Origin of the sequence: Streptomyces sp. NPDC047706 (genome assembly GCF_043204795.1) — a bacterium.
In the GTDB taxonomy this organism is placed as follows: domain Bacteria; phylum Actinomycetota; class Actinomycetes; order Streptomycetales; family Streptomycetaceae; genus Streptomyces.
Genome location: NZ_JBIDCW010000022.1, coordinates 74118 through 100029, shown reverse-complemented (window position 1 = coordinate 100029; position 25912 = coordinate 74118). Strand labels below are relative to the sequence as shown.

22 protein-coding genes are annotated in these 25912 nt (G+C 73.3%); 19 read left to right on the top strand and 3 right to left on the bottom strand.

Annotation, left to right across the window (positions count from 1 at the left end):
• The first annotated feature begins 33 nt into the window (after positions 1 to 33).
• The 4 genes from ACGF8A_RS24865 (at position 34) to ACGF8A_RS24850 (ending at position 4453) form a co-directional block, all read left to right on the top strand.
• On the top strand, positions 34 to 1305 hold the full coding sequence (locus tag ACGF8A_RS24865) for a sensor histidine kinase (RefSeq protein WP_393111737.1): 1272 nt from the start codon (positions 34 to 36) through the stop codon (positions 1303 to 1305).
• 332 nt (positions 1306 to 1637) lie between these two features.
• A complete protein-coding gene (locus ACGF8A_RS24860; RefSeq protein ID WP_393111735.1) occupies positions 1638 to 2309 on the top strand; it encodes a response regulator in 672 nt (223 codons plus the stop codon).
• Between the two features lie 218 nt (positions 2310 to 2527).
• Positions 2528 to 3061, top strand: coding sequence for a hypothetical protein (locus tag ACGF8A_RS24855; RefSeq protein ID WP_393111733.1), 534 nt, complete (start codon positions 2528 to 2530; stop codon positions 3059 to 3061).
• Positions 3062 to 3268: 207 nt separating this feature from the next.
• Positions 3269 to 4453 (top strand): cytochrome P450, encoded by a 1185-nt coding sequence (locus tag ACGF8A_RS24850; protein ID WP_393111731.1) that lies wholly within the window; start codon positions 3269 to 3271, stop codon positions 4451 to 4453.
• Positions 4454 to 4759: 306 nt separating this feature from the next.
• Here ACGF8A_RS24850 and ACGF8A_RS24845 read toward each other — a convergent pair whose 3' ends face one another.
• On the bottom strand, positions 4760 to 5782 hold the full coding sequence (locus tag ACGF8A_RS24845; protein WP_393111729.1) for a Gfo/Idh/MocA family oxidoreductase: 1023 nt from the start codon (positions 5780 to 5782) through the stop codon (positions 4760 to 4762).
• 130 nt (positions 5783 to 5912) lie between these two features.
• Between ACGF8A_RS24845 and ACGF8A_RS24840 the strand changes: the two genes are divergently transcribed.
• The 8 genes from ACGF8A_RS24840 to ACGF8A_RS24805 all read left to right on the top strand — a co-directional run bounded on the left by ACGF8A_RS24840 (position 5913) and on the right by ACGF8A_RS24805 (position 17089).
• Entirely contained in the window at positions 5913 to 6650 is a 738-nt protein-coding gene (locus ACGF8A_RS24840; RefSeq protein ID WP_393111832.1) for a GntR family transcriptional regulator, read from the top strand.
• A gap of 206 nt (positions 6651 to 6856) precedes the next feature.
• Positions 6857 to 7834: a sugar ABC transporter substrate-binding protein gene (locus ACGF8A_RS24835; protein ID WP_393111830.1), complete on the top strand. Its 978-nt coding sequence runs from the start codon at positions 6857 to 6859 to the stop codon at positions 7832 to 7834.
• Positions 7831 to 8859 (top strand): ABC transporter permease, encoded by a 1029-nt coding sequence (locus tag ACGF8A_RS24830; RefSeq protein WP_393111727.1) that lies wholly within the window; start codon positions 7831 to 7833, stop codon positions 8857 to 8859. The genes ACGF8A_RS24835 and ACGF8A_RS24830 overlap by 4 nt, the downstream gene beginning before the upstream one ends.
• On the top strand, positions 8856 to 9647 hold the full coding sequence (locus ACGF8A_RS24825; protein WP_393111725.1) for an ATP-binding cassette domain-containing protein: 792 nt from the start codon (positions 8856 to 8858) through the stop codon (positions 9645 to 9647). Before ACGF8A_RS24830 ends, ACGF8A_RS24825 begins: the two co-directional genes overlap by 4 nt.
• A gap of 112 nt (positions 9648 to 9759) precedes the next feature.
• Positions 9760 to 10944, top strand: a complete 1185-nt coding sequence (locus tag ACGF8A_RS24820; RefSeq protein ID WP_393111723.1) for an ROK family glucokinase — start codon at positions 9760 to 9762, stop codon at positions 10942 to 10944.
• A complete protein-coding gene (locus ACGF8A_RS24815) occupies positions 10941 to 11528 on the top strand; it encodes a sugar kinase (protein WP_393111721.1) in 588 nt (195 codons plus the stop codon). Before ACGF8A_RS24820 ends, ACGF8A_RS24815 begins: the two co-directional genes overlap by 4 nt.
• Positions 11529 to 11627: 99 nt before the next feature.
• Positions 11628 to 14444, top strand: a complete 2817-nt coding sequence (locus tag ACGF8A_RS24810; RefSeq protein ID WP_393111719.1) for a DEAD/DEAH box helicase — start codon at positions 11628 to 11630, stop codon at positions 14442 to 14444.
• 200 nt (positions 14445 to 14644) lie between these two features.
• Positions 14645 to 17089: an SWIM zinc finger family protein gene (locus ACGF8A_RS24805; protein ID WP_393111717.1), complete on the top strand. Its 2445-nt coding sequence runs from the start codon at positions 14645 to 14647 to the stop codon at positions 17087 to 17089.
• Between the two features lie 75 nt (positions 17090 to 17164).
• Here the strand turns inward: ACGF8A_RS24805 and ACGF8A_RS24800 are convergent, their stop codons facing one another.
• Positions 17165 to 18106 (bottom strand): ScbA/BarX family gamma-butyrolactone biosynthesis protein, encoded by a 942-nt coding sequence (locus tag ACGF8A_RS24800; RefSeq protein WP_393111715.1) that lies wholly within the window; start codon positions 18104 to 18106, stop codon positions 17165 to 17167.
• A 126-nt stretch (positions 18107 to 18232) separates the two neighbouring features.
• On the opposite strand from ACGF8A_RS24800, the gene ACGF8A_RS24795 reads away from it, so the two are divergent.
• From ACGF8A_RS24795 to ACGF8A_RS24785, 3 genes are read left to right on the top strand one after another with little or no spacing between them, the layout of a single operon-like run.
• Positions 18233 to 18862 (top strand): ScbR family autoregulator-binding transcription factor, encoded by a 630-nt coding sequence (locus ACGF8A_RS24795; RefSeq protein WP_393111713.1) that lies wholly within the window; start codon positions 18233 to 18235, stop codon positions 18860 to 18862.
• Positions 18859 to 19731: an NAD(P)H-binding protein gene (locus ACGF8A_RS24790; protein ID WP_393111711.1), complete on the top strand. Its 873-nt coding sequence runs from the start codon at positions 18859 to 18861 to the stop codon at positions 19729 to 19731. The genes ACGF8A_RS24795 and ACGF8A_RS24790 overlap by 4 nt, the downstream gene beginning before the upstream one ends.
• A gap of 58 nt (positions 19732 to 19789) precedes the next feature.
• Positions 19790 to 20572 carry an SDR family NAD(P)-dependent oxidoreductase gene (locus tag ACGF8A_RS24785; protein WP_393111709.1) on the top strand — a complete coding sequence of 261 codons (783 nt, stop codon included), beginning with the start codon at positions 19790 to 19792 and terminating at the stop codon, positions 20570 to 20572.
• Positions 20573 to 20582: 10 nt separating this feature from the next.
• Here ACGF8A_RS24785 and ACGF8A_RS24780 read toward each other — a convergent pair whose 3' ends face one another.
• On the bottom strand, positions 20583 to 21236 hold the full coding sequence (locus ACGF8A_RS24780; RefSeq protein ID WP_393111707.1) for a TetR family transcriptional regulator: 654 nt from the start codon (positions 21234 to 21236) through the stop codon (positions 20583 to 20585).
• 191 nt (positions 21237 to 21427) lie between these two features.
• On the opposite strand from ACGF8A_RS24780, the gene ACGF8A_RS24775 reads away from it, so the two are divergent.
• From ACGF8A_RS24775 to ACGF8A_RS24760, 4 genes are all read left to right on the top strand, one after another.
• Positions 21428 to 22288, top strand: a complete 861-nt coding sequence (locus ACGF8A_RS24775) for a BTAD domain-containing putative transcriptional regulator (RefSeq protein WP_393111705.1) — start codon at positions 21428 to 21430, stop codon at positions 22286 to 22288.
• Positions 22289 to 22566: 278 nt separating this feature from the next.
• Positions 22567 to 23190 carry an isochorismatase family protein gene (locus ACGF8A_RS24770; RefSeq protein ID WP_393111703.1) on the top strand — a complete coding sequence of 208 codons (624 nt, stop codon included), beginning with the start codon at positions 22567 to 22569 and terminating at the stop codon, positions 23188 to 23190.
• Entirely contained in the window at positions 23187 to 25109 is a 1923-nt protein-coding gene (locus tag ACGF8A_RS24765; protein WP_393111700.1) for an anthranilate synthase family protein, read from the top strand. Before ACGF8A_RS24770 ends, ACGF8A_RS24765 begins: the two co-directional genes overlap by 4 nt.
• 117 nt (positions 25110 to 25226) lie before the next feature.
• Positions 25227 to 25769, top strand: a complete 543-nt coding sequence (locus ACGF8A_RS24760) for a transketolase C-terminal domain-containing protein (RefSeq protein ID WP_393111698.1) — start codon at positions 25227 to 25229, stop codon at positions 25767 to 25769.
• Positions 25770 to 25912 lie beyond the last annotated feature (143 nt).

The following is a 25912-nucleotide window of genomic DNA, read 5'->3' as shown; positions in this document are numbered from 1 at the left end:
GGGGAGGTGGCGGGGCCCCGGCCCTGCGTAGATTTGTCGACCGTGACAGGTGACAGTACGGCGCAGTCGGCGCCGGCGTTCGCGGGACGCCGGTGGCTGTTGCCGTCCGCCCTGATCCACGCGCTCGACCCGGACGCCGGGCCGCAAGGGCGACGCCCTCGGCGCACCGCGCGCGACTGGCTCGTCGACTTCTCCTGCTTCTTCCTGGCCATCGTCGTCGGCCTGCTCGCAGCGGACTCCATGACACCGCAGAACACCCCGCCCACGCTCCTGGTCGTCGACCAGTGTCTGGGCGCCCTGTCCTGCGCCGCGGTGTGGCTGCGCCGTCGCTGGCCGGTCGGGCTCGCGATCGCGATGATCCCGGTGGGCTTCGTCTCCAACACCGCAGGCGGCGCCGGCCTGGTCGCCTTCTTCACCCTCGCCGTGCACCGGCCCTTCCGCTACGTGGCCTGGATCGGCGGAGTCTCCCTCGCGCTGGTCCCCCTCTTCTTCTGGCTGCGCCCCGAACCCGAGCTGCCCTACCTGGTGGCCGTCGCGTTCACCGTGCTCTTCAGCGTCTGCGTCGTCGGATGGGGCCTGCTGGTGCGGTCCAAACGGCAGCTGATGTTCAGCCTGCGCGACCGCGCCCGGCGGGCCGAGACGGAGGCCGTCCTGCGCGCCGAGCAGGCACAGCGCCTCGCCCGTGAGGCGATCGCCCGGGAGATGCACGACGTGCTCGCCCACCGGCTGACCCTGCTGAGCGTGCACGCCGGAGCCTTGGAGTTCCGGCCGGACGCGCCCCGCGAGGAGGTCGCTCGCGCGGCCGGGGTGATCCGGGAGAGCGCGCACGAGGCCTTGCAGGACCTGCGGGAGATCATCGGCGTCCTGCGCGCCGGTGAAGCCGACGACACCGGCCGTCCCCAGCCGACGCTGGCCGCCGTCGACGCGCTGGTCGCCGAGTCCCGAGAGGCCGGCAGCGAGGTCACGCTCGACCTGCGGGTCGCCGATCCGGCGGCCGTCCCGGCGTCGGCCGGCCGCACCGCCTACCGCATCGCCCAGGAGGGCCTGACCAACGCCCGCAAGCACGCCCCCGGCGCCGAGGTCACGGTGTCCGTGACCGGCGCGCCCGGTGAGGGCCTCACCGTCCACATCCGCAACCCCGCCCCCGAGGGGGACGTACCGCACGTCCCGGGCTCCGGGCAGGGCCTGATCGGACTGACCGAGCGCGCCACTCTGGCCGGGGGACGGCTGGAGCACGGTGAACGGGCCGACGGGGGCTTCGAGGTGCGGGCCTGGCTGCCGTGGGGGCGCCCGTCCGGTGAGTGATCACGCATCCTCCCGTGTCGCTGCCGGCACATGGCAGTCGACTCGGCGACGGCGACCGGCCCGTGCCGGTGCGGCCGTCGATGGCGCAGGTGCCGGGAGGGCACAGCACAGTGAGCTCCGGGGGACCACATCCGTACCCAGCCCCAGTGGCCACCGAACGCCGCCCCGCCCCCGCCTCAGGCCAGGGGACCGTACCTGGGCTTCGCCACCGGCCCCGTGGTAGAGGTGGGTGATGCGCCGGCTGCGCGACCGGTGCGGGGTACGGCCGCGGGCCCGACATCGGCGGCACCGGGCCGGCGGCTGGTCGGCACGACCGTGATTTCGTGAGGGCCATGACTGCGATCAGAGTGCTTCTCGTCGACGACGATCCGCTGGTGCGGGCCGGGCTGTCCTTCATGATGGGCGGCGCCGAGGACATCCGGATCGTCGGCGAGGCCGCCGACGGCGCGGAGGTCGAGGCGCTCGTCGACCGGACGCGGCCGGACGTCGTCCTGATGGACATCCGGATGCCCGCCGTCGACGGCCTCACCGCCACCGAGCGGCTGCGCGCCCGCCCGGACGCCCCGCAGGTCGTGCTCCTGACCACCTTCCACGCCGACGAACAGGTGTTGCGGGCGCTGCGCGCGGGCGCCGCCGGATTCGTCCTCAAGGACACCCCGCCGGGCGAGATCGTCGACGCCGTGCGCCGGGTCGCCGCGGGTGACCCCGTGCTGTCGCCCACGGTCACCCGCCAGTTGATGGAGCACGCGGCCGGTACCGCCGCCGACACCCGGCGCGCCCGCGCGCGGGAGAGCGTGACCGCCCTGAACGACCGCGAACGTGAGGTGGCCGTAGCGGTCGGCCGGGGCCTCGCCAACGCCGAGATCGCCACGGAACTGTTCATGAGCGTGGCCACCGTCAAGACCCACGTCTCCCGCATCCTCGCCAAGCTCGGCCTCAACAACCGCGTCCAGATCGCCCTGCTGGTGTACGACGCGGGGCTTCTCGACGGGGACAGGCATTAGAGGGCCGTCAGCCGTCAGCCGTCAGCCGTCTGCGGTCTGCGGTCTGCGGTCTGCGGTCCGCGGTCTGCCGTCAGTCGTCAGTCGTCCGGCCACTCCCGGGCAGCGAGGCCGAACCACCCGTTCGGGGGGATGCCGCTCGCGCCCATCCGGGAACCCCTCGTCCGGGTGGCGGCCGCCGGCCGTCCTGCCGACGATCGAAAGACGAGCCGCAGTTCACGATGAACCGTTCCGTCCACGCCCCCGCCGGCCCGCGGCCGACCGAGACGGCAGCACCCCCGGCGGAGCTGTCCCTCGAAGACCGCCTCGCGCTCATCGACGCGGCGATGACCGTACGGCTGGACGAGGCGGCCGTCGCCTACGAGGTCCGGGCCGCGCATCTGCACACCGAGCCGGTCGACCTGGCGGAGGTCGTCACCGTCCCGTTCGGCACCGGCCCCGCGGATCCGTACGTGACGCCGGTCGCGGCGCTGCTGCAGCGCGCCCATCAGCGGCTGCTCTGCGACGGCTGGTGCGGCGGCGCCCTGGTCGACGCCGAAGGCGCCCGCTGCATGCAGGGAGCCGTCCGGATCGAGGCGCGCGGCGACCGGGTCCTGGAGAGCGGCGCCCTCGCCGTGCTGCTGGACGCCGTACGGCGCCGTTTCGGCGACGACGTCGACTCCGTGCCGGGCTTCAACGACGCCTTCGGCTCCGGCCACGTCCCGGTCCGGATGGTCGCGGAGGCCGCCGGCCTCGCCGACGCCCGCGGCCTGTGACACCGCCCGCGCCAAAGGGGCTGCAGGAAGCCGCTCTTGAGGCGCCTGCACACGCGACGCCGTGGACGACTACCTCGCGGAGGGCAGGCTCCCGCGGGCCGGCAGCAGCTGTGCCCGGGACCGGGAGCAGCTGACCGGTCCGGGGGAGCCGGGTCGGGCACCCTTCGGTGGTGCCGTGCGTTGTGGTGGTGACGGGAGGCGAGCGACATGGCGGACGTGGTCGATCTCGGGGAGTTCGGTGCGGAGTTCCTGGCGGACCCGCACCCTGTGTACGCGGCGCTGCGGGCACGTGGCCCGGTGCACAGGGTCCGGCTGCCGCGGCCGGAGTCCCATCGCGAGGCCTGGCTCGTGGTGGGGTACGAGGAGGCGCGCGCCGCGCTCGCGGACCCGCGGCTGTCCAAGGACGCCACCGAGTTCGGGGTGACCTTCCTGGACGAGGAGCTGATCGGGAAGCATCTGCTGGCCGTCGACCCACCTCAGCACTCGCGGCTGCGCGGGCTGGTCACGCGCGCGTTCACGGCCCGCCGGGTGGCGGCGCTGCGCCCCAGGATCCAGCAGATCACCGACGGCCTGCTGGACGCGATGCTCCCGCACGGCCGTGCCGACCTGGTGGAGTCGTTCTCGTACCCGCTGCCGATCACCGTCATCTGCGAGCTGCTGGGCGTGCCCGAGCTGGACCGGGCCGCGTTCCGCGCGATGTCGACGGAGGTGGTCGCCCCCACCGACGGCGACCGCGAGTACGAGGCCGTGGTGCGCCTCGGGGAGTACCTCACCGAACTCATCGAGGACAAGCGCTGCGCCGGGCCGGCCGACGACCTGCTCAGCGCCCTGATCCGTACCACCGCCGAGGACGGCGACCGGCTCTCCCCGACGGAGCTGCGCGGCATGGCGTACATCCTGCTCGTCGCCGGCCACGAGACGACCGTCAACCTCCTCACCAACGGGGTCCACGCCCTGCTCACCCACCCCGGACAACTGGCCGCCCTGCGCGCCGACATGGGCCTGCTCGACGGCGCGATCGAGGAGATGCTGCGCTACGAGGGGCCGGTGGAGACGGCGACGTACCGGTTCGCCGCCGAGCCGCTGGAGATCGCGGGCGCGACCGTCGCGAGGGGCGAGGCGGTGCTGGTCGGACTCACGGCGGCGGGCCACGACGAGGCCCGGTTCACGCAGCCGCACCGCTTCGACATCCGCCGCGACCCCCGCACCCACCTCGCCTTCGGGCACGGCATCCACTACTGCCTGGGCGCCCCCCTGGCCCGCGTCGAGGCCCGCACGGCACTGCGCGCGCTGCTGGAGCGCGCCCCTGGCCTCGCGCTGGACGGGCCGCCCGGCCCGTACCTGCCGGGCATGCTGATGCGCGGCATGCGAAGCCTGCCGGTGCGCTGGTGAGGCCCGGCCACCCGAGCAGGCGCCGGCATCCAGATCGCCGCGGCCCCGCGTCACCTGCCCCCGGCGTCGCGGTCGGCGCCTGGTCGGCCCCGCCTCGCCTGCCCCGGCGTCCGGTCACCGCCTCGCCTGCCCCCCCGGCCGGTGCCGGCCGGCGGGGCGCCTGCCGTGTCGGGGAGGCCGGGGCACCGGTCGCCCGCCGCGCCACGGAGCACCGGCAGCCCCCGACAGCGCCCCTGGTCCCGTCGGCGGGGTCCCGCAGACGGGCGCCGCGGCCTTCGCGGCCGGTCCGCCGGGCAGGCCCCGCGGCTACCGCAGTACCGGCTCCTGACCCCCCGGCACCTCCGCGAGCCGCACCGGTCGGTGCTCCCGGCGTGACAGGGCGCAGGCCTCGGCGATCCGCAGCGCCTGCAAGGCCTCGCGGCCGTCGCACGGGTTCGCCCGTTCGCCGCGCACCACCTCGACGAAGGCGTTCAGTTCGGCCTCGTAGGCGGGTCCGAAGCGCTCCAGGAAGGTGGTCCACGGCTTGCTGGCGGCCGGTGGCCCGGTCGGCTCGGTGGACGCGATCGGCGTACGGTCGTCCAGGCCCACCACCACCTGGTCCAGCTCCCCGGCCAGCTCCATGCGCACGTCGTAGCCGGCGCCGTTCAGCCGCGTCGCGGTCGCCGTCGCCAGGGTGGCGTCGTCGAGGGTGAGGACCACCGCCGCGGTGTCGACGTCCCCGGCCTCGCGGAACATCGGCGGACCTGCGTCGGACCCGGCGGCGTACACCTCCGTCACCTCGTGCCCGGTCACCCAGCGCAGTACGTCGAAGTCGTGGATGAGCGTGTCCCGGTACAGCCCGCCGGACAGCGGCAGATACGACACCGGCGGCGGCGCCTGGTCGGAGGTCATCGCGCGCACCGTGTGCAGCCGGCCGAGCCGTCCGGAGCGCACCGCCTCGCGGGCGCCGCCGTAGCCGGCGTCGAAGCGGCGCTGAAAGCCCATCTGCAGGACCGTCCCGGCCGTCTCGACCTCGGCGATCGCGTGCAGCGAGCCGGGCAGGTCGAGGGCGATCGGCTTCTCGCAGAACACCGGGAGCCCCGCGCGTGCGGCCCGGCCGATCAGATCGGCGTGGGCGGCGGTCGCCGTCGTGATCACCACGGCGTCCACGCCCCAGCGGAAGATCTCGTCCACGCCGGGCGCGGCGGTCTCCCCGAGCCGGTGTGCCAGCTCCTGCGCCCGCGTGGGATCCGCGTCCGTGAGGATCAGGGAGCCCACGTCACGGTGGCGGCTGAGCGTGTTCGCATGAATGGTGCCGATGCGGCCCGTCCCGATGACTCCGATGCGCATGAGAACAAAGTGGAGCCGCATCCACCGCACTGTCAATGCTTATGTCCGGACAATCGGACTACACAACTTCCCGTCAACCCGTCACGGAGCTACGCTCAGGCCCGTGCCGAAACCAGACGTGGACCCGACCGTGAAGCTCGACCTGAGCGTGGACCGCAGCTCGCCCGTCCCGCTGTACTTCCAGCTGTCCCAGCAGCTCGAAGCCGCCATCGAGGAGGGCACGCTCACGCCCGGCAGCCTGCTGGGCAACGAGATCGAGCTCGCCGCGCGGCTGGGTCTGTCCCGGCCCACGGTCCGCCAGGCCATCCAGTCCCTGGTCGACAAGGGACTGCTGGTGCGCCGCCGTGGTGTCGGCACCCAGGTCGTGCACAGCCAGGTCAAGCGCCCGCTGGAGCTGAGCAGCCTCTACGACGACCTGGAGGCGGCCGGGCAACGTCCCGCCACGAAGGTGCTGGTCAACACGGTCGTCCCGGCCTCCGCCGAGGTGGCGGCCGCCCTCGGGGTCGCGGAGGACAGCGACGTCCACCGCGTCGAACGGCTGCGGCTGGCGCACGGGGAACCGATGGCGTACCTGTGCAACTACCTGCCCAGCGGCCTGATCGAGCTGGACACGGGGCAGCTGGAGACGACCGGCCTGTACCGGCTGATGCGGTCCGCCGGGATCACCCTGCACAGCGCCCGTCAGTCCATCGGCGCCCGCGGCGCCACCGCCGCCGAGGCCGAGCGGCTCGGCGAGAGCGAGGGCGCTCCGCTGCTGACCATGCAGCGCACGACGTTCGACGACACCGGCCGCGCGGTCGAGTACGGGACGCACACCTATCGCCCGACCCGCTACTCCTTCGAGTTCCAGCTGCTCGTACGGCCCTGACGGAGAGTCCGCCCAGCACGTCGTTCGTCGCAATGTCCGGACAATGCGACCGCGTGGCGGTCCCCGGTCAAGGGCCGCGTCATCCCTGTGTTCGATACTGGGGCGTTTGGGCCGGTGGGACGACCGGCCTCGGATACCGGAGAACACAGCGAGAAGGGCACGGCCTCGTGGCACGGTTTCGGACCGGGTTTCGCACCTGGGTAGGCATCGCGGTGGCAGGGACACTCTGCGCGTCGCTCGCGGGGTGCAGCAGCACCGGCGGCAAACGCGCCGAGGACGCCCGCAAGGCCGCGGCCGCGCAGGGGACGGCCGCGGTCGACACGCCGCGCTGGACCTTCGCCATGATCACCCACTCGGGTGACGGCGACACCTTCTGGGACATCGTCCAGAGCGGCGCCGAGCAGGCCGCTGTCAAGGACAACATCAACTTCCTCTACTCCCACGACGACGAGGCGCAGCAGCAGGCGCAGCTCGTCGACGCGGCCGTCGACAAGAACGTGGACGGCATCATCGTCACCCTCGCCAAGCCGGACGCGATGAAGGCCGCCGTCGCCCGTGCCGTCAAGGCGGGCATCCCCGTGATCACCGTGAACTCGGGCTCGGCGCAGTCCGAGGAGTTCGGCGCGCTCACCCACATCGGGCAGGACGAGACCATCGCCGGCCAGGCGGTCGGCGAGGAACTGAACAAGCGCGGCCGGAAGAAGGCGCTCTGCATCCTGCACGAGCAGGGCAACGTCGGTCACGAACAGCGCTGCGGCGGTCTGAAGGAGACCTTCGACGGCACCGTGCAGAACCTCTACGTCACCGGCACCAGCATGCCCGACGTGCAGTCCGCCATCGAGGCCAAGCTCCAGTCCGACAGCTCGGTCGACGCCGTCGTCACCCTGGGCGCCCCGTACGCCGACACCGCCGTGAAGGCCAAGCAGGGCGCCGGCAGCGACGCCGAGATCGACACCTTCGACCTGAACGCCAAGGTGGCCGCGGGGCTGAAGGACGGCACCCTCGGGTTCGCCGTCGACCAGCAGCCCTACCTCCAGGGCTACGAGGCGGTCGACCTGCTGTGGCTGTACCGGTACAACGCCGACGTCCTCGGCGGCGGCAAGCCGGTGCTCACCGGTCCGCAGATCATCACCAAGGACCAGGCGGGCGCCCTCGCGGAGTACACCGAGCGGGGCACCCGATGACGGCGCTCGCTGACGAAAGGATTCTGCACAGCTCTCCGCTGCGGAAACTGCTCGGCCGGCCGGAACTGGGATCGGTCGTCGGTGCCGCCGCCGTCTTCCTCTTCTTCGCCCTGGCCGCGGACAGCTTCCTGAAGGCGTCGAGCCTGAGCACGGTCCTGTACGCGTCCTCGACGATCGGCATCATGGCGGTCCCGGTCGCGCTGCTGATGATCGGCGGCGAGTTCGACCTGTCGGCGGGCGTCATGGTGACGTCGTCCGCGCTGGTCTCGTCGATGTTCAGCTTCCAGATGACCGCGAACGTCTGGGTCGGCGTCGGCGTCTCCCTGCTGGTCACGCTCGCCGTCGGCGCCTTCAACGGCTTCATGCTCACCCGCACCAGGCTGCCGAGCTTCATCATCACGCTCGGCACGTTCCTGATGCTGACCGGCATGAACCTCGGCTTCACCAAGCTGATCTCCGGCACGGTCTCCACCAAGACCATCGCCGACATGGAGGGCTTCCCCTCCGCGCACGACGTCTTCGCCTCCACGCTCACCCTCGGCGGCGTCAACTTCAAGATCACGATCGTTTGGTGGTTCGCGCTGGTCGCCCTCGCCAGCTGGATCCTGCTGCGCACCCGCGCCGGCAACTGGATCTTCGCCGTCGGCGGCAACCAGGACGCGGCCCGCGCGGTCGGTGTGCCGGTGGCCCGGACCAAGATCGGCCTCTACATGGGGGTGGCGTTCGGTGCCTGGATCTCCGGCCAGCACCTGCTCTTCAGCTACGACGTCGTCCAGTCCGGCGAAGGCGTCGGCAACGAGCTGATCTACATCATCGCCGCCGTCATCGGGGGCTGCCTGATCACCGGCGGCCTCGGCAGCGCCGTCGGCTCCGCGGTCGGCGCGTTCATCTTCGGCATGACCAGCAAGGGCATCGTCTTCGCCGAGTGGAACCCCGACTGGTTCAAGTTCTTCCTCGGGGCGATGCTGCTCCTCGCGACCCTGCTCAACGCCTGGGTCCGCAAGCGCGCGGAGGCGACCAAGTGACGCAAGCGGCACAACGCACGGCACTCGTGGAGCTGTCCGGCGTCAGCAAGCACTACGGCAACGTCCGCGCCCTCGAAGGCGTCGGTCTGGAGGTGCACGCCGGGGAGATCACCTGCGTGCTGGGCGACAACGGCGCCGGCAAGTCCACCCTGATCAAGATCATCGCCGGGCTGCACCGGCACGACGGCGGCACCCTGCGCCTCGACGGCGAGGAGACCCGCCTCGGCTCCCCCCGCGAGGCCCTGGACCGCGGGATCGCGACTGTCCACCAGGACCTGGCCGTCGTCCCGCTGATGCCGGTCTGGCGCAACTTCTTCCTCGGCTCAGAACCCCGCAAGGGCACCGGCCCCTTCAAGCGCATGGACGTCGACCTCATGCGCCGCACCACCCACTCCGAACTCCTGCGCATGGGCATCGACCTGCGGGACGTGGACCAGCCCATCGGCACGCTCTCGGGCGGTGAACGCCAGTGTGTGGCGATCGCACGGGCCGTCCACTTCGGCGCCAAGGTCCTCGTCCTGGACGAACCGACGGCGGCGCTCGGCGTGAAGCAGTCCGGGGTCGTCCTGAAGTATGTGACGGCGGCACGGGACCAGGGTCTCGGTGTTGTGTTGATCACCCACAACCCGCATCACGCGTACCTGGTGGGCGACCGATTCGTGCTCCTGAAGCGCGGCGCTATGGCGGGCAGCCACACCCGGGACTCGATCACGCTGGACGAGCTGACACGCCAGATGGCAGGCGGAAACGACCTGGACGACCTACGTCACGAACTCCAGCGGAGCTGAGGGCGCGGGGAGGCGTGCGGCGAGTCGTGACCGGCCGCGCCCGGCACGCGATCCGCGGCCCCGACGATCCCCTTACCGCACCCTGAGTCACGGTGAGGCAGAATCGCCGGTGATGAGCACCTACCGCGACCTCGCCTTCCCCAAGGCCCTGAGCAACGCCCGGGTGACCGGCGGCGCCCCGATCGGCTCACGGCGCGCGACAGCGCTGCGCACCGTGGGCACCCGGGAGCGCCGTTCCCACCTGACGGCACCCCGTGTGCCCACCGTCGGTATCGACATCGGCGGTACCAAGGTGATGGCGGGTGTCGTGGACGCCGACGGCAACATCCTGGAGATGCTCCGCACGGAGACGCCGGACAAGTCCAAGAGCCCCAAGGTCGTCGAGGACACCATCGTCGAGCTGGTCCTGGACCTGTCCGACCGGCACGACGTGCACGCCGTCGGCATCGGCGCGGCCGGCTGGGTCGACGCAGACCGCAACCGCGTGCTGTTCGCACCCCACCTGTCCTGGCGCAACGAACCGCTGCGCGACCGCATCGCCTGCCGCCTCGCGGTCCCGGTCCTGGTGGACAACGACGCCAACACCGCCGCCTGGGCCGAGTGGCGCTTCGGTGCCGGCCGCGGCGAGGACCACCTCGTCATGATCACGCTCGGTACCGGCATCGGCGGCGCGATCCTGGAGGACGGCCAGGTCAAGCGGGGCAAGTTCGGCGTCGCCGGCGAGTTCGGCCACATGCAGGTCGTGCCCGGCGGCCACCGCTGCCCGTGCGGCAACCGCGGCTGCTGGGAGCAGTACAGCTCGGGCAACGCGCTGGTGCGCGAGGCGCGCGAGCTGGCCGCGGCCGACTCCCCGGTGGCGTACGGGATCATCGAGCACGTCAAGGGCAGCATCGGCGACATCACCGGCCCGATGATCACCGAGCTGGCCCGTGAGGGCGACGCGATGTGCATCGAGCTGCTCCAGGACATCGGCCAGTGGCTCGGCGTCGGCATCGCGAACCTGGCCGCCGCCCTCGACCCGTCCTGCTTCGTGATCGGCGGCGGGGTCTCGGCCGCCGACGACCTGCTCATCGGCCCCGCCCGGGACGCCTTCAAGCGGCACCTCACCGGCCGCGGCTACCGCCCCGAGGCCCGCATCGTCCGCGCCCAGCTCGGCCCCGAGGCCGGCATGGTCGGCGCCGCCGACCTCGCCCGCCTGGTCGCCCGCCGCTTCCGGCGCGCCAAACGGCGCAGGGTGGAGCGGTACGAACGCTACGAGCGGTACGCGCAGGCCCGCCGAGGCCAGGAGGCGCCATGACCAGGCTGCCGCAGCAGACCACCCCCGCCGACGCGCCCCCGCCGGACGAGGACCGGCGCCATGTGATCCGCCGCCGGGCACTGACCCTGCTCATCATCGTGCTGCTCATCGGCATCCCCGCCGGTTATCTGGTGATCTCCGCCAACCAGAGCCGCGCCAGCGGCAAGGACAAGGAGGAGAAGTACTCGGCACGGGGACTGACCGAGGGCTGGCCGTCGAAGGTGCAGCGGAGGCTGTACCAGGTGCCGATACCGCACCCGGCCAGCAAGGTCGCCTGGTACGAGACCAACAACTGGAAGACCAGCCGGCTCTACGTGCAGTTCCAGACCACCCACGCCGGGCTGGACGCCTTCCTCGAGAAGGTGGGTGTCGGGCGGAGCGAGCTGGTCGAGGGCGACATCACCATCGGGGCACGCGACCGGCACGTCACGGGCTGGAACTTCTCCGGCACGGGCGCCCGCCCCGGCGCCAACTGGGGCCTGGTCCACCAGCAGAAGAATCCGAAGCCGACCCAGGACATCGTGGTGAACACCGGCAATCCGACGTACCCGATGGTCTACGTCGTCTCGCGGCTGACTCCCTGACCGGTCCGGCGCCGACCGTGCGCCGGAGCCGATTGTCAGACCCCGCCCGTAGAGTCGAAGACAAGTGATCCGATCTGCGGGCGGGAGGTGGCAGGACGTATGGGCGAACGCGGGTCCGTGCCGGTCCGGCTGGCCGCCGTCTTCCTTCCCGCGCCCGTTCCCCGCGAGGGACGCGTGGCCTTCTGGGACCCGGACGGGGGCACGGCGGCCGTGCCAGGCCTCACCTCCACACAGCTGACCGTCGTACGGCCCCATGGAGCCGGTGTCCGCCGCAAGGAGACCGCGGCGCTGACCCTGCCGGTCGGCGAGGCCCTGCCGTCACTCGTCCGCGCCCGGCACGACCCGGCCGCCCACCCGGCCACGGCCTGCTGGGGCGCGGCGGCCCTGCACGCGCTGCGGCTCGCCGCCCGTGGCCGCCTGCTGCCCGGCCTGACGCCCACCGGGCACGACGCCTGGCGGGCCGGCCCCCTCGACCCCGACGACATCGCCCACCTGCGCGCGGTGGCCGCCGCGCTGCCCCACGAGGGGCACGCCGTGCCGATTGCCGGCCCGGGGGCGCTGCTGCTGCCCGAGCCGGAGGCACTGATGCGGGCCTTCCTGGACGCGGTCGCGGACACGCTGCCACGCACCCCCGCCGCCGCCCACGCCTGCGGCAAGCCCTTCGCCGCCCTCCCGCCGCAGCGGCTGCCCGCCGCCCACGAGTGGGCCGCGGAGGTCGCCGCCGGGATGGACGCGGGGGTGCGGATCTCGTTGCGCCTGGACCTGGCGGCGTACGACCTCTTCGAGACGGGGGACGACGGAGACCGGACGCGCCGGGCGGGCGCGGCGATCGTGCAGGTGCACAGCCTCGCCGACCCGACGCTCGTCGTGGACGCGGCGGCGCTGTGGGCGGGGGACGCCGGCACCGAGTTCGGTCCCCGCGCGCGGGTGGACGCCGCGCTGGCGGTCCGGCGCGCGGCGCGCGTCTGGACGCCCCTGGACCGGCTCGCCGAACAGGACGTGCCAGACGTGCTCGCCCTGTCCGAGCCCGAGCTCGGCGACCTGCTGGGCGCGGCGGCCGCACGGCTGGCCGCGGCGGGCGTCGCCGTGCACTGGCCCCGCGACCTCGCGCGCGATCTGACCGCGGCCGCGGTGGTCCGGCCGGCGCCGGGCTCCGCGACCGACGGCACCGGCTTCTTCGACAGCGAGGAGCTGCTCCAGTTCCGCTGGCAGCTGGCGCTCGGCGGGGAGCCGCTCAGCGAGACCGAGATGGACGCGCTCGCCGAGGCCCACCGTCCCGTCGTACGGCTGCGGGACCAGTGGGTCCTGGTCGACCCGGCACTCGTGCGCAAGGCCCGCAAACGTGAACTGGGCCTGCTCGACCCGGTGGACGCCCTGTCCGTCGCGCTCACCGGTACCGCGGAGGTCGACGGCGAGCAGGTCGAGGCGGTGCCGGCCGGCGCGCTCGCCGCCCTGCGGGACCGCCTCACCGCGGGGGTACGGCCCGCCGCCCCGCCCAAGGGCCTGAGCGCCACCCTCCGTGACTACCAACTCCGGGGCCTGGCCTGGCTCGACCTGATGACCTCCCTCGGTCTCGGCGGCTGCCTCGCCGACGACATGGGCCTCGGCAAGACCGTCACCGTCATCGCCCTCCACCTCGAGCGGGCCCGCGCGGAGCCCACCCTGGTGGTCTGCCCGGCCTCCCTGCTGGGCAACTGGCAACGGGAGATCGAGCGGTTCGCCCCCGGCGTCCCGGTCCGCCGCCACCACGGCACGGAACGCACCCTGGCAGGCATCGACGGCGGCTTCGTCCTCACCACGTACGGCTCCATGCGCTCGGCGGCGGCGACGCTCGCCCAGCAGAAGTGGGGCATGGTCGTCGCCGACGAGGCACAGCACGTCAAGAATCCGTACTCGGCGACGGCGAAGGCCCTGCGCACGATCCCCACGCCCGCGCGCGTCGCCCTGACCGGCACCCCGGTCGAGAACAACCTCTCCGAGCTGTGGGCGCTGCTGGACTGGACGACACCGGGTCTGCTCGGCCCGCTGAAGTCCTTCCGTGCCCGGCACGCGCGTGCCGTGGAGAACGGCGAGGACGAGGAGGCGGTGGCCCGGCTCGCCCGGCTGGTCCGCCCGTTCCTGCTGCGCCGCAAGAAGTCCGACCCGGGCATCGTCCCCGAACTGCCGCCCAAGACCGAGACCGACCACCCGGTGCCGCTCACCCGGGAGCAGGCCGCGCTGTACGAGGCGGTGGTGCGCGAGTCGCTGCTGGCCATCGAGACGGCGGAGGGCATCGCCCGCCGGGGCCTGGTACTCAAACTGCTGACCTCGCTGAAGCAGATCTGCGACCACCCCGCGCTGTACCTGAAGGAGGAGCACGGCCCCTACGGCGGCGACCGCCTCGCCGCCCGCTCCGGCAAACTCGCCCTGCTGGACGAGCTCCTGGACACGCTGCTGGCGGAGGACGGCTCGGCGCTGGTCTTCACGCAGTACGTCGGCATGGCCCGGCTGATCACCGCCCACCTGAGCGCGCGGGCCGTACCGGTGGACCTGCTGCACGGCGGCACACCGGTACCGGAGCGCGAGCGCATGGTGGACCGCTTCCAGGACGGCACCACCCCCGTCCTGGTCCTGTCCCTCAAGGCCGCCGGTACCGGCCTGAACCTCACCCGGGCGGGCCACGTCGTCCACTTCGACCGCTGGTGGAACCCGGCGGTCGAGGAACAGGCCACCGACCGCGCCTACCGCATCGGCCAGACCCAGCCCGTGCAGGTCCACCGCCTCGTCACCGAGGGCACGGTGGAGGACCGCATCGCGGAGATGCTGGAGTCCAAGCGCGCCCTGGCCGACGCGATCCTCGGCTCCGGCGAGGCGGCGCTCACGGAACTGACGGACCGTGAGCTGTCCGACCTCGTGTCACTGCGGAGGGAGTCATGACGGGGGAGCGGGGACTCCCCCGGGCGTGGAGTGACGGTGGGACCACCGGCGAGGGACGGGTGCCGGGCGAGGCCGAACGTCCCGACGGCTTGGCGGAGCAGGCCGAAGAGGCGGCTCAGGCGCGGCCCGCTGATGTGGCGCGCCGGGCGCTGTGGGCGGCTCGGGGGCAGGGGAACGGGACGAAGGATCAGGGCGATGCGGTGGACGGACGGAGTCGGCCCGGCGACCGGCATCCGGAAGCCGCCGCTCCAGGCCCCGGACCGGGCAGCCCCGCGAGCCGCGGGCCCCGGCCGGGCGACGCCGCTCGGGCCGCGCTGAGGCAGGCGGTGGCGCAGCGGCGGGGGAGCGCCGAGGAGGCCGGGGCGGTCGGGGCGGTCGGGGAGCCGGGGGATGGATCGGTCCCGGAGGCCGCAGGGCCAACGGGGACCGGCGGAGCCGGCGCGGCAGAGGCACCGGGCGCCGGGCCGTCGGGGGCGGGCGGAGCCCCCGCGGCAGGGGCATCGGGTGCCGCATCGCGCCCTGACCCCAGGAGTCCGCAGCACGCCGCCGCCGCCGAAGCCGAAGCCGCCGCCGCCGAAGCCGCCGACGCCGACGCCGACGCCGCAGCTAAAGCCGAGGCCGCAGCTGACGTCGCAGCCAAAGCCGACGCCAAGGCCGGAGCCGACGCCAAGGCTGGAGCCGACGCCAAGGCCGGAACGGAGGCCGGAACAGAGGCCGGAACAGAGGCCGGAGCCGCCGCCGAAGCCGATGCCAAGGCCGGAGCCGCCGCCGACGCCGGAGCCAAAGCCGACGTCAAGGCCGGAGCAGAGGCGGGAGCCGCCGCCGAAGCCGATGCCAAGGCCGGAGCCGCCGCCGAAGCCGGAGCCAAAGCCGACGTCAAGGCCGGAGCCGGAGCCGGAGCCGAGGCCGCGGCCGGAGCCGACGCCGCTGCCGAGTCCGACGCCGGTCCCTCCGGCGAGGTCCCTGACGCGGACGCGCCGGCCACGGCACCCGCCGCCACGCGTCCTGCGGACGTCGCGCGGGACGCGCTGCGGGCCGCCCGGAGCCGCCGAAAGGCACAGCAGGCGCGGGAGGACGCCGCGACCACGGGCGTCGAGCCTGCGCCCCGCTCGGCGTACCGCCCCCCGCCGGCGCCGACGCCGCCGGGCACGGGCACGGGCACGCCCGGCGGTTCGGCGGATCGGTCACGACGCCCGCGTGCGCCGGGCGACTTGTTCGCGAACGCCTTCAGGACGCCGGGACCGGCTGACGCGCCCCCCGCCCCGGGCGATCCGGGACCCGCGGCCGCATGGACGGCCGCGGCCGCGGAATCCGCCCCGCCTCCCGGCCCGCCCCCGGAGCCCGCCCCCGCCGCCGCGCCCCCGCAGGTACCCCACTCCATGGCATCCCCTCACCGCGACGGTGACCTGCGCCGCACCTTCCCCGCCGTCCCGTCCCGCCCCTCGGACGACGACGCGGCATTCGCCGAGACCTGGTGGGGCAACGCCTGGATCACCGCCCTGGAGCGGGGCGCGCTGGACGTCAAGCGGCTGGCGCGCGGCCGTGGTTACGCCCAGCAGGGCCATGTGGACGCGATCACGGTGACCCCCGGCCTCGTCCTCGCCTACGTCCGTGGCAGCCGCCCCCGGCCGTACCGGGTGCAGGTGCGGCTGCGGACGCTGGACGACGCGGACTGGGAGCGGTTCCTGGACGCCGCCGCCGACCGGCCGGGTCATATCGCCGCGCTGCTCGACAGGGAGATGCCGCAGTCGCTGGCCGACGGCGACGTGCCGTTGCTCCCCGGCCCCGGCGATCTCGACCCGCGCTGCAGCTGCCCCGACCGCGGCCACCCCTGCAAGCACGCCGCCGCTCTCTGCTACCAGACCGCACGCCTGCTCGACGCCGACCCCTTCGTGCTGCTTCTGCTCCGGGGCCGGGGCGAACGCGAGCTGCTCGATGCCCTCTCCCGTCGCAACGCCACCCGTGCGGCCCGTGCCGCCCAGGAGAGGGAACCGGCCCCACTGCCGGGCATCCGCGCGACCGAGGCCCTGGCCCGACGTGAACTCCCGCCCCTGCCGAGCCCGTTGCCCGCTCCGCCGCACCCCGAGCAGCCCCCGGTGTACCCGGCGGCCCCGGGGGGCCCCGACCCGTTCGCGCTGGACCAGCTGGCCACGGACGCCGCCGCCCGCGCCCACGCGTTGCTCGCCACCGGCCGTGACCCGGTGGCGGAGCTGACGCTGTGGCAGGACGCGGTACGGCTCGCGGCGGCGCGCCCCGGCTCCGGCCTCACCGCGGGCACGCGCGCCCTGTACTCCTCGCTCGCCTCCGCCGTGGGCCGTACGCCGGCCCAGCTGGCGCGGGCGGTCGCCGCGTGGCGGCAGGGCGGCCTCGACGGCCTCGCCGTCCTCGAAGAGGCGTGGGATCCACCGGCCGGCCGCTTCGACCGCGCCCGCCCCCTTCTCCTCGCCGCGGACCTGCCCGCCTTCCGCCCCTGGCGCAACCGCCTCACCCACCCGGGCGGCCGTGTCCAGCTCCGCCTGGGCCGCGACGCCCTGTGGTACGCCTACGAGTCCGAACCAGGCCAGGACGACTGGTGGCCCCGAGGCACCCCGGACCCCGACCCGGTCGGCGCCCTCACGGGCCTCGGCGGCGCGGACGGACTCTGAGCCCCGGGCTCCGCCGTGGGCCCCGGGCCGCAGGACAGGTCAGCCATGTCCTGGCGGGCCAGGGGCCCGCGGCGGTCACGGGGAGGGCGGGACCGGTTCCGTGGTCACCGTCGAGGTGAACGCCGGACGGCCCGCCTGAAGGGCGGTGACCTCGACACGTGCCCGTCCCCGCTCGTCGGGTTCCGCGGGCTCCGCCGTGATCAGGCAGGGCTGGTCGAACTCGACGTAGCGCTGGAAGGTCGTGTCGAAGCAGACGGCGACGCAGGCGCGTGGCATGGCCTCGGCCAGTGCCGCCTGGCCGGCCGCCTCCAGAAGCACCATTCCCGGCACATGGTCGTGCGGGTGGTCGAAGAGCACGGTGTGGCCGGTGTCGAGCCGGAGCGTCCAGGTGTGGGCGGTCCCGGTCGGCGTCAGGACGACGTCCTTCTCCTCCGTACGGCCGACGCGCGGCGGCGGTACCGGCGCGGTGAGCGGCAGTGCCCGGGCGAAGGCCTCGCCTGCGTCGGCGTAGGCGCCCCGCAGCCGGTCGTAGATCATCGGTGGATGGGTGGTGTACCGCACGTCAGCGGTGGCCAGTCGAACGCCGTCGCGCAAGGCCACGACCCGCGCGGTCAGGTGGACGGAGCCGAGCCGGCGCCTCGTCACCGCGGTGTAGGTGATGAGCAGTTCGATCGCGGCGGGTGCGTGCCCCGCCCTCAGGCCGCCGGGTTCGATGTCGCAGCGCAGGCGCTCCCAGCCGAGCCGGTGGTCCAGCGGGATGTCGTGCTGTGTGTGGGACAGCAACGCGAGTGCCTGGCGGATGGTCTCCGTGACGAGGAGCGGGGAGTAGCGCCCGCTCTGCACATAGAAGGGGTGCCGGGCCGGCCAGTGCGCGGAGACCGTCTGCGCGTCGCCGGAGATCCCGTCCCAGGAGGTGATCAGGGCCTCGGTCCGTACTGCCTTGCGTACCAGCAACCCGGTTGAACCTTCGGGTATACGGGTGCCCGCGCCGGACCGGCCGGTGGTGTCGGTAGCCATACGTCTTCGCTCCCCCGAGAACGACGTGCTGGACAGATGACATGCTGAACTCTTGCGGGATCCGCGGATCCGCGTGCATAAAATAAAGAAGAGTTTTCTTTTTGTCGAGGCGTAACGAGGCTGCGCATGGGTGTCCGGGCTGTCAAGCAGGAGAGAGCGGTCCGCACACGTGCGGCGCTGATACGAGCGGCCGCGGAGGTCTTCGCGGAGTCCGGCTTCGCCGGAGCGACCGTCACACAGATCGCCGAGCGGGCAGGCCTGACGCTCGGGGCCATGTACTTCCACTTCAGGTCCAAGGAGATGCTGGCGCGCGAGATCGTCGCCACCCAGCCCGACCTCGTCGTGCCCCCGCTGGAGTCGGAAGGGCTGCAGCACGCCATCGACGTGACGCTCACATGGGCGTACCAACTGCGCGACAATCCCGTGCTGCTCGCCGGAGCGCGCCTGGTCATGGACCAGGACCTCTTCCTGGAGCGGAGCGAGAACTCCCACCAGCAGTGGACGAAGTTGCTCATGGAGGACTTCGAAGTGGCGCGCGGCAGACGTGAACTGCGCGCGGGAGTGGACGAGGAAGCGCTCGCCAGGCTCATCGTCAACGCGTGCACGGGCGCCCAGATGCACGCCCGTCTCGAAAGCGATCACCTGGACCTGCCCGCGCGGGTGGAGGAGATCTGGCGGTTCCTGTTGCCCGCCGTGGCCGTGCCGAGCGCCGCGAAGCGTGTCGAACTCGGCGCGGCGAGGGGGAGGACGCAGTGACCGCCGGCGAACTGTCCGCCCCCGCGGTGGTGGTGACGGGCGCCACCGGTGCGGTCGGCCGGCACGTGGCCCGCGCGCTGGCGCGGCGAGGACCGGTGCGCTCCCTGGTGCGCGACCCGGGCAAGGCCGAGGCCCTCGGGATCGGGGGTGAGATCGTCGTCGGCGACTACCGGGACGGAGCGGGCCTGGAGCGGGCCTTCACCGGAGCCGGGGCCGTCTTCGTCGTCACGGCCGACCCGTTGCGCCCGCAGGACGACGCGCACATCCTCGACGCCGCACGGGCCGCCGGGGTGCGCAGGGCGGTCAAACTGTCGTGGCTGGCGGTGGCCGACCCCCGTGCGAACGACCTCGTCGCCCGCTGGAACCGCGAGAGTGAGCGACTGCTGCGGTCCTCGGGCCTCGCCTGGACCGTGCTGCGAATGCGCACCCCGATGTCGAACACCCTCTCCTGGGCCGCCTCGATACGCCGGGAGTCGGTCGTGCGCGCCCTGGGCGGGGACGCGCGCACCGCGTGCGTCGACCCCCGGGACGTCGCCGAGGCCGCCGTGCGCGCCCTGACCGAACCGGAACACGCAGGCAGGACCTATGCGTTGACGGGCCCGGAGCTGCTATCGGCACGGGCGCAGACCGCTACCCTCGCCCGAGTGCTGGGGCGGCCGGTGGGGTTCGAGGAACTCACCCCGGAGCAGGCCCTGGCACGATGGTCCGCGCGCCTGCCCCGCCCCGTGGCGCAGGCCCTGCTGGAGGCCGCGCAGCGGCGGCAGGCCGGGGAGTCCGCCGAGGTCGAGGGCGACCTCGGCGGGTTGCTCAGGCGACCGCCCACCACGTTCGCGGTCTGGGCGGCCGACCATGCGTCCGCGTTCGGCTGAGTGCACGTACCTGAAGGCCACAACACGTTCGACGACAAGACGGAACCGGGGGAGACGCATGCTGGGCGAACTGGACAGGCAGGGGCTGCTGCGAGGCAAGACGGTCATGGTGACCGGCGCGTCCAGCGGCATAGGCAGGGCCGCCGCGCGGCTCTTCGCGGCGCAGGGAGCCGCGGTGGTCGTGATGGCGCGGCGGGAGGCGCTGTTGCGTGCGCTGGCGGCGGATATCACCGAGGACGGCGGGCGGGCCGAGGTGGCCGTGGGCGACGTCACGCGCCCCGAGGACGTGCAACGTGCCGTCTCCCTGGCCGTCGATGCCTTCGGCGGTCTGGACGCCGCCTTCAACAACGCCGGTTGGGGCACCCTCGGCACCACGCTGCACGAGACCGACGACGCCGTGTACGAGCAGATCATGGACGTCAACGTGCGAGGTGTGTGGAACTGCCTCAAGCATCAGATCCCGGTCATGATGAAGCAGGAGACCGGCGGCTCGATCGTCAACACCTGCAGTATCGCCGGGGCGTTCGCGACCGGTGCGCTGGCGCCGTACGTGGCCGCCAAGCACGCCGTGCTCGGCCTGACGCGGGCGGCCGCGGCCGAGTACGGCGCGCACGGTATTCGCGTCAACGCCCTGATGGTGGGAACCACGCGCACCGAACTCGTCGAGCAGGCGATGAAGAAGATCCCGGAGCTCGAGTCCGCCGCGGGAGCGCGCGCCGTCATGAAGCGGATGGCCGATCCGCTGGAGGTGGCCCGGGCCGCCGGCTGGCTGTGCAGCGACCAGTCCTCGTTCGTCACCGGGGGCGCGGTCCCCGTCGACGGCGGATGCAGCGCCGTCTGACTCCCTCAGGTCAACCCCTGCAACGGGACGGAGGATTCCCGTGGGGTTCGCCGGACGGGTCCGCGGAGGTGCCCGACGCGGCGGTGACGCCGTTCAGGATGAGCCGCCAGGCGGCGGTGAGTTGCCCGACGGCGTCCTGAGGCGGGCTGCCGGGGGCGGTGACGTCCTCCCGCACGCAGATCTCGGCCCCCCGCACCAGCAGCACGCACAGCGAGGCGACGGCTGCCGGGTCCACTCCGCTGCGCAGCTCCTGGGGCGGAGTGGCCCGCAGCTGTTCGAGCAGCACCGGCGCCCACATGGCGATCCAGGCGTCCGGCGGGCCGGTCTGCCGTTCGCGCGACAGCCGCGCGGCGGCCCGGACGAGGACCTCCTCCTCGAGCAGCCCGACGAGGGCGAGCGTCAGTGCCACTGCGGCGTTGAGGGGTGGCTCCCCGCCCTCGGTCACCCGTTCCACCACACTCCGGGTGATCTCCTCGCCCTGGGCCCGCACCACGTCGGCCAGTTGCTCCTTGCTGGAGAAGTGGAAGGTGAGGGCGCCCATGGAGACGCCGGCGGTGCGGCTGATCCGGGTGAGGGAGGCGCCGTCGTACCCGTCGCGGTCGAACTCCGAAGCGGCGGCCCGCACCAGGGCGTCGCGCGTCCGGGCGGCTCGTGCCTGTTTCACCGAGACCCCTTCCTGGCACCCGGCACTGGCAGGGGCGCAGTGCGGTCGGCACGACTTTACGGAGCCGTGGCGGGCCGGTCAGGGACCGGCCTTTCGAAAAAACAAAAAGCACACTACTATTTTGCCAGTCGTTGGTGATGGGGCCGGTGCGGCCCGATCCGCAATCAGCGCATGAGGGGGGCACGGGGGATATGGACATCAAGGTCCTGGGGGTGCTGACCGTCACGGTGGGGCAGACGCGCATCGCGCCCGCGGCAGCGGAGCCACGCCAGGTGCTCGCGCTCCTCGCGGTGCTGGCCGGCCGCGTCGTCCCGAGCGACCTGCTGATCGGGGACCTCTGGCCCGACCGGCCACCCCACCAGGCCAAGCTCATGCTCCAGACGTACGTCAGGCAACTGCGGGAACTCATCGCGATCGCCCTGCGCGACCGCGAGCGCGGCGGGGCGACGCGGGGCCGGCTCGACCGCCAGGCCGCCGACATCCTGGCCGACACACCTGGTGGGTACAGACTCGACAGCAGAGGTGACACCAGCGACGCCTGGGACTTCGAGCGGGCCGCCGGCGCCGGCTATCGCGCCATGGCCGCGGGAGACCTCGTCACGGCCGCGCGGCGCCTTCGCGAGGCGCTCGGGCTGTGGCGGGGCGAGCCCTTCGCCGACGTGGCGGCCGGACCGCACCTCGCCGCCCAGAGCGCCCGCCTGCGACTGTCCCGCAAACGCGCGTTCGGGCAGTGGATCGAAGCGGAACTGCGCCTCGGCCGCCACCGGGAGCTGGCCGCCGACCTGCCGCTGGTGCAGGTCCCGGGCCGCGTGCGCGACCAGCTCCCCGCCATCCTGAACCGGTGCACCGACCAGGACCAGGCCCTCGTGGCCTATCAGCAGCTGACCCAGAGGGCGCCGTCACCTCACCCCACGGCCTCCCTCCGTGTCCCGATCCCGGGGCAACGCCTCTACGGGCGGGCCCTGCCGGAGCCTCGCGGCCACATGGCGGGGGCCGCGCGCTACGGCACGGCGGGGGGCAAGGCACACACCGCGCCGCTCGGCAGGCCCTGATCCGCCGCCGTCGGCGAGGACCTGCCGTCGACGGGCGCGGTGGTGTGTGACAGGCGTAACAGGTGGGGGACTTGATGGACTTCTCTCCACTTGACGTAGTCCGGGGCGGCGCGTTGGGCCCGCACGGGACCCCTCCACAGAATCGGGCGCAACAGCCTGCCGTCGCGCGAGAAGTTCGACGCCCGGCCCGTCCGGAGGCCTTACGGCCCGCGCGAGGCTCGCCGTCGACTCCCGCCCGTACCCGGGGCACCCGGTCCACGCAAGACGAGAGGATCTCCATGGCCGGTCTGCCGTCCATCGACAACTACCCGATGCCGCTCGCCCACGCCCTGCCGGCCAGCGTTCCGCAGTGGTCCGTCGATCCCGGCCGGGCCGTGCTGCTCATCCACGACATGCAGCGCTATTTCCTCAGGCCCTTCCCCGGCCCGCTGCGCGAGGAACTGGTCGCCAACGCCGCCGCGCTGCGCGACCACTGCGCCGCACGGGACATCCCCGTCGCCTACACCGCGCAGCCCGGCGGGATGACGCCCGAACAGCGCGGCCTCCTGCGGGACGTGTGGGGACCGGGGATGCGGACCACCCCTGACGACCGGGAAGTGGCCGGCGAGCTCGCCCCCGCCCCCGGCGACTGGCAGTTCACCAAGTGGCGCTACAGCGCGTTCTTCAAGACCGATCTGCTGGAGCGGATGCGTGCGCACCGGCGTGACCAGCTGATCGTCTGCGGCGTGTACGCGCACGTCGGCGTCCTGATGAGCGCGGTCGAGGCGTTCACCAACGACATCGAGACCTTCCTGGTCGCCGACGCCGTCGCGGACTTCACCGAGGACGACCACCGGCTGGCCCTGCACTACGCGGCCCGGCGCTGCGCCGTCGTCACCACCACCAAGGAGGTCATCGGATGAGCGGCAACGACGGGAACACGGCCACGGCGTCCGCCGCCGCGGACCTGCTCGGCCGTGCGCTGGCACCGGACCCGCCGGCATTCGCCCTCCTGTACCGGCCCGAGACCACCGGCACCGGCACACTGGACGTGCTGCTCGGCACCGTCTCACCGGCCCGCACCCTGGCCGACATCCCGGTGCCCGCGTCGGGAGCCGCCACCGGCACCCCGTACCAGGAAGTCCTGGCCCTGCTGCCGTACCGCCAGATCGCCGAGCGCGGCTTCGACTGCGCCGACGACAGTGCCCCCCTGCTCGCCCTCGCCGTCACCGAACAGCAGCGAGTCACCCTCGCCGAGGTGCTGCGGCGCGTGCCCGACGCGCCCATAGAGCTGCGGGACAGCCACTTCGACGTGGACGACACGGCGTACGCGGACATCGTCCGCAAGGTGATCACCGACGAGATCGGCACCGGCAAGGGCGCCAACTTCGTCATCAAGCGCTCCTTCACCGCCGAGATCGGCGACTTCGGCGTGCACCGGGCCCTGGCGTTCTTCCGCCGCCTGCTGGAGCGTGAGCAGGGCGCCTACTGGACCTTCATCGTGCACACCGGCGACCGTACGTTCGTCGGCGCCTCCCCCGAGCGGCACGTCAGCCTGGCCGCCGGCACCGCCGTCATGAACCCCATCAGCGGCACGTACCGCTATCCGGCCTCCGGCCCCACGCTGGACGGCGTCATGACGTTCCTGGCCGACCGCAAGGAGGCCGAGGAGCTGTACATGGTGGTCGACGAGGAGCTGAAGATGATGGCGCGGATCTGCGAGCGCGGGGGGCGCGTCGTGGGGCCGTACCTCAAGGAGATGGCGCGTCTGGCCCACACGGAGTACTTCATCGAGGGACGCACCGACCGCGACCCGCGCGACATCCTGCGCGAGACCATGTTCGCCCCGACCGTCACCGGCAGCCCGCTGGAGAGCGCCTGCCGGGTCATCGCCGGCTACGAACCGCACGGCCGCGGCTACTACAGCGGTGTCGCCGCCCTCATCGGCCGTGACGCGCAGGGCGGGCGGACCCTGGACTCGTCCATCCTGATCCGCACCGCCGAGATCGAGGGCGACGGCCGTCTGCGCATCGGCGTCGGCGCCACTCTCGTACGCCACTCCGACCCGGACTCGGAAGTGGCCGAGACGCGCGCCAAGGCCGCGGGCCTCGTAGGCGCCCTGGAGGACGGTGGACCCGTACGCTTCGCCAACCACCCCCGGGTGCGCGCCGCGCTGGCCGAACGCAACGCCCCGATCGCCGACTTCTGGCTCGCCGACCGCGCCGGGCGCCTGCGGTCCGCACCGGCGCTCGCCGGCCGCCGTGCCCTCGTCGTCGACGCCGAGGACACCTTCACCGCGATGATCGAGCAGCAACTGCTGTCCCTGGGGCTCGATGTGACCATGAGCCGCTTCGACGAGCCGTACTCCTTCGACGGCCATGACTTCGTCGTGATGGGTCCGGGGCCCGGCGACCCGCGCGACACCGGCGACGCCAAGATCACCCACCTGCGCACGGCCATCCGCACCCTCCTGGACGAGCGCAAGCCGTTCCTCGCCGTCTGCCTGAGCCACCAGGTGCTCTGCACCCGGCTGGGCCTCGAACTGCGCCGCCGGGACACGCCCAACCAGGGTGTGCAGCGGGAGATCGACCTGTTCGGCGTCCCCGAGCGCGTGGGCTTCTACAACACGTTCGCCGCGCACAGCCCCTCCGACAAGTTCGACGCCCCCGACGGCACGGTGGTGGAGGTCAGCCGTGACCCGCGGACGGGCGAGGTGCACGCCCTGCGCGCTCCGCACTTCACCTCCATGCAGTTCCACGCGGAGTCCGTACTCACCCAGGGCGGTCCGCGGATCGTGGCCACCCGCCTGACCGAGCTGGCCAAGGGGATGTTCGTCGTCTGAGGACGACGCCCGGCGCGCGGCCGGAGCGGACCGGCGGCCTCCTCGGCCGGACAGTGGACGGCGCTGTCCGGCCGAGGACCTTGTCAGCTTCCTTCGCCGAGGAGCTCTGAGCATCCAGTGAACACCCAGGAACGCACGACAGCGGCCGACCGCACGGCGCCTCTCCACGGGACCGGCACCGGCCACCGCGCGGCGGGCACCTCGCAGCCCCCCGGCGCGAACGGCACGCGGTCCGCGGACGCCGGCGAGGACGCCCCCGTCGCGCGGGGCGGCCACGTCCTCGCCGAAGCGGAGTGCGGGGTGCCGGACGTCGTCCTCGTTGCCAACCCGAGCGAGGTGCACGTCGCCCTGGCCGCACGGGACATCCTGCAGCGGGAGGGCACCGCCACCCGCGTGGTGTCGATGCCCTGCGCCGAGAGGTTCCAGGCCCAGAGCCAGGAGTACCGCGACGCGGTGCTGCCGCCCGGGGTGCGGGCCCGGATCTCCGTCGAGGCGGGCATCGAGCTCGGCTGGTACGCGATGCTCGGCGGGGCCGGACAGTCCGTCGGCCTCGCGCAGTTCGGCGTCCGCGCCCCCTACCAGGCGCTCCACCGGCAGAGCGGTCTCAGCGCCGAGCGCGTGGCCGCCGCCGCCCGCACCAGCCTGCACCGGGCGAAGTGATGCCACCGGCCACGGCCGGCGCCCTGCCCCGGCCGACCTGACACAGCGTCGGGAGCGGCCTCGCCCCGGCCGGGGGAACTCACGGAGAATGAGGGTGCCGGGGAGACAGCCGGCCGTCGGTGCCCCCCTCATCCGGCTGTCTC

What these genes read in the sequence shown, in the direction of transcription:
- ACGF8A_RS24795 (WP_393111713.1), top strand. Translation starts at nt 18,233, where the DNA reads ATGGGTGTCCGGGCTGTCAAGCAGGAGAGAGCGGTCCGCACACGTGCG.
- ACGF8A_RS24850 (WP_393111731.1), top strand. Translation starts at nt 3,269, where the DNA reads ATGGCGGACGTGGTCGATCTCGGGGAGTTCGGTGCGGAGTTCCTGGCG.
- ACGF8A_RS24785 (WP_393111709.1), top strand. Translation starts at nt 19,790, where the DNA reads ATGCTGGGCGAACTGGACAGGCAGGGGCTGCTGCGAGGCAAGACGGTC.
- ACGF8A_RS24765 (WP_393111700.1), top strand. Translation starts at nt 23,187, where the DNA reads ATGAGCGGCAACGACGGGAACACGGCCACGGCGTCCGCCGCCGCGGAC.
- ACGF8A_RS24845 (WP_393111729.1), bottom strand. Translation starts at nt 5,782, where the DNA reads ATGCGCATCGGAGTCATCGGGACGGGCCGCATCGGCACCATTCATGCG.
- ACGF8A_RS24830 (WP_393111727.1), top strand. Translation starts at nt 7,831, where the DNA reads ATGACGGCGCTCGCTGACGAAAGGATTCTGCACAGCTCTCCGCTGCGG.
- ACGF8A_RS24775 (WP_393111705.1), top strand. Translation starts at nt 21,428, where the DNA reads ATGGACATCAAGGTCCTGGGGGTGCTGACCGTCACGGTGGGGCAGACG.
- ACGF8A_RS24860 (WP_393111735.1), top strand. Translation starts at nt 1,638, where the DNA reads ATGACTGCGATCAGAGTGCTTCTCGTCGACGACGATCCGCTGGTGCGG.
- ACGF8A_RS24770 (WP_393111703.1), top strand. Translation starts at nt 22,567, where the DNA reads ATGGCCGGTCTGCCGTCCATCGACAACTACCCGATGCCGCTCGCCCAC.
- ACGF8A_RS24815 (WP_393111721.1), top strand. Translation starts at nt 10,941, where the DNA reads ATGACCAGGCTGCCGCAGCAGACCACCCCCGCCGACGCGCCCCCGCCG.
- ACGF8A_RS24855 (WP_393111733.1), top strand. Translation starts at nt 2,528, where the DNA reads ATGAACCGTTCCGTCCACGCCCCCGCCGGCCCGCGGCCGACCGAGACG.
- ACGF8A_RS24800 (WP_393111715.1), bottom strand. Translation starts at nt 18,106, where the DNA reads ATGGCTACCGACACCACCGGCCGGTCCGGCGCGGGCACCCGTATACCC.
- ACGF8A_RS24820 (WP_393111723.1), top strand. Translation starts at nt 9,760, where the DNA reads ATGAGCACCTACCGCGACCTCGCCTTCCCCAAGGCCCTGAGCAACGCC.
- ACGF8A_RS24810 (WP_393111719.1), top strand. Translation starts at nt 11,628, where the DNA reads ATGGGCGAACGCGGGTCCGTGCCGGTCCGGCTGGCCGCCGTCTTCCTT.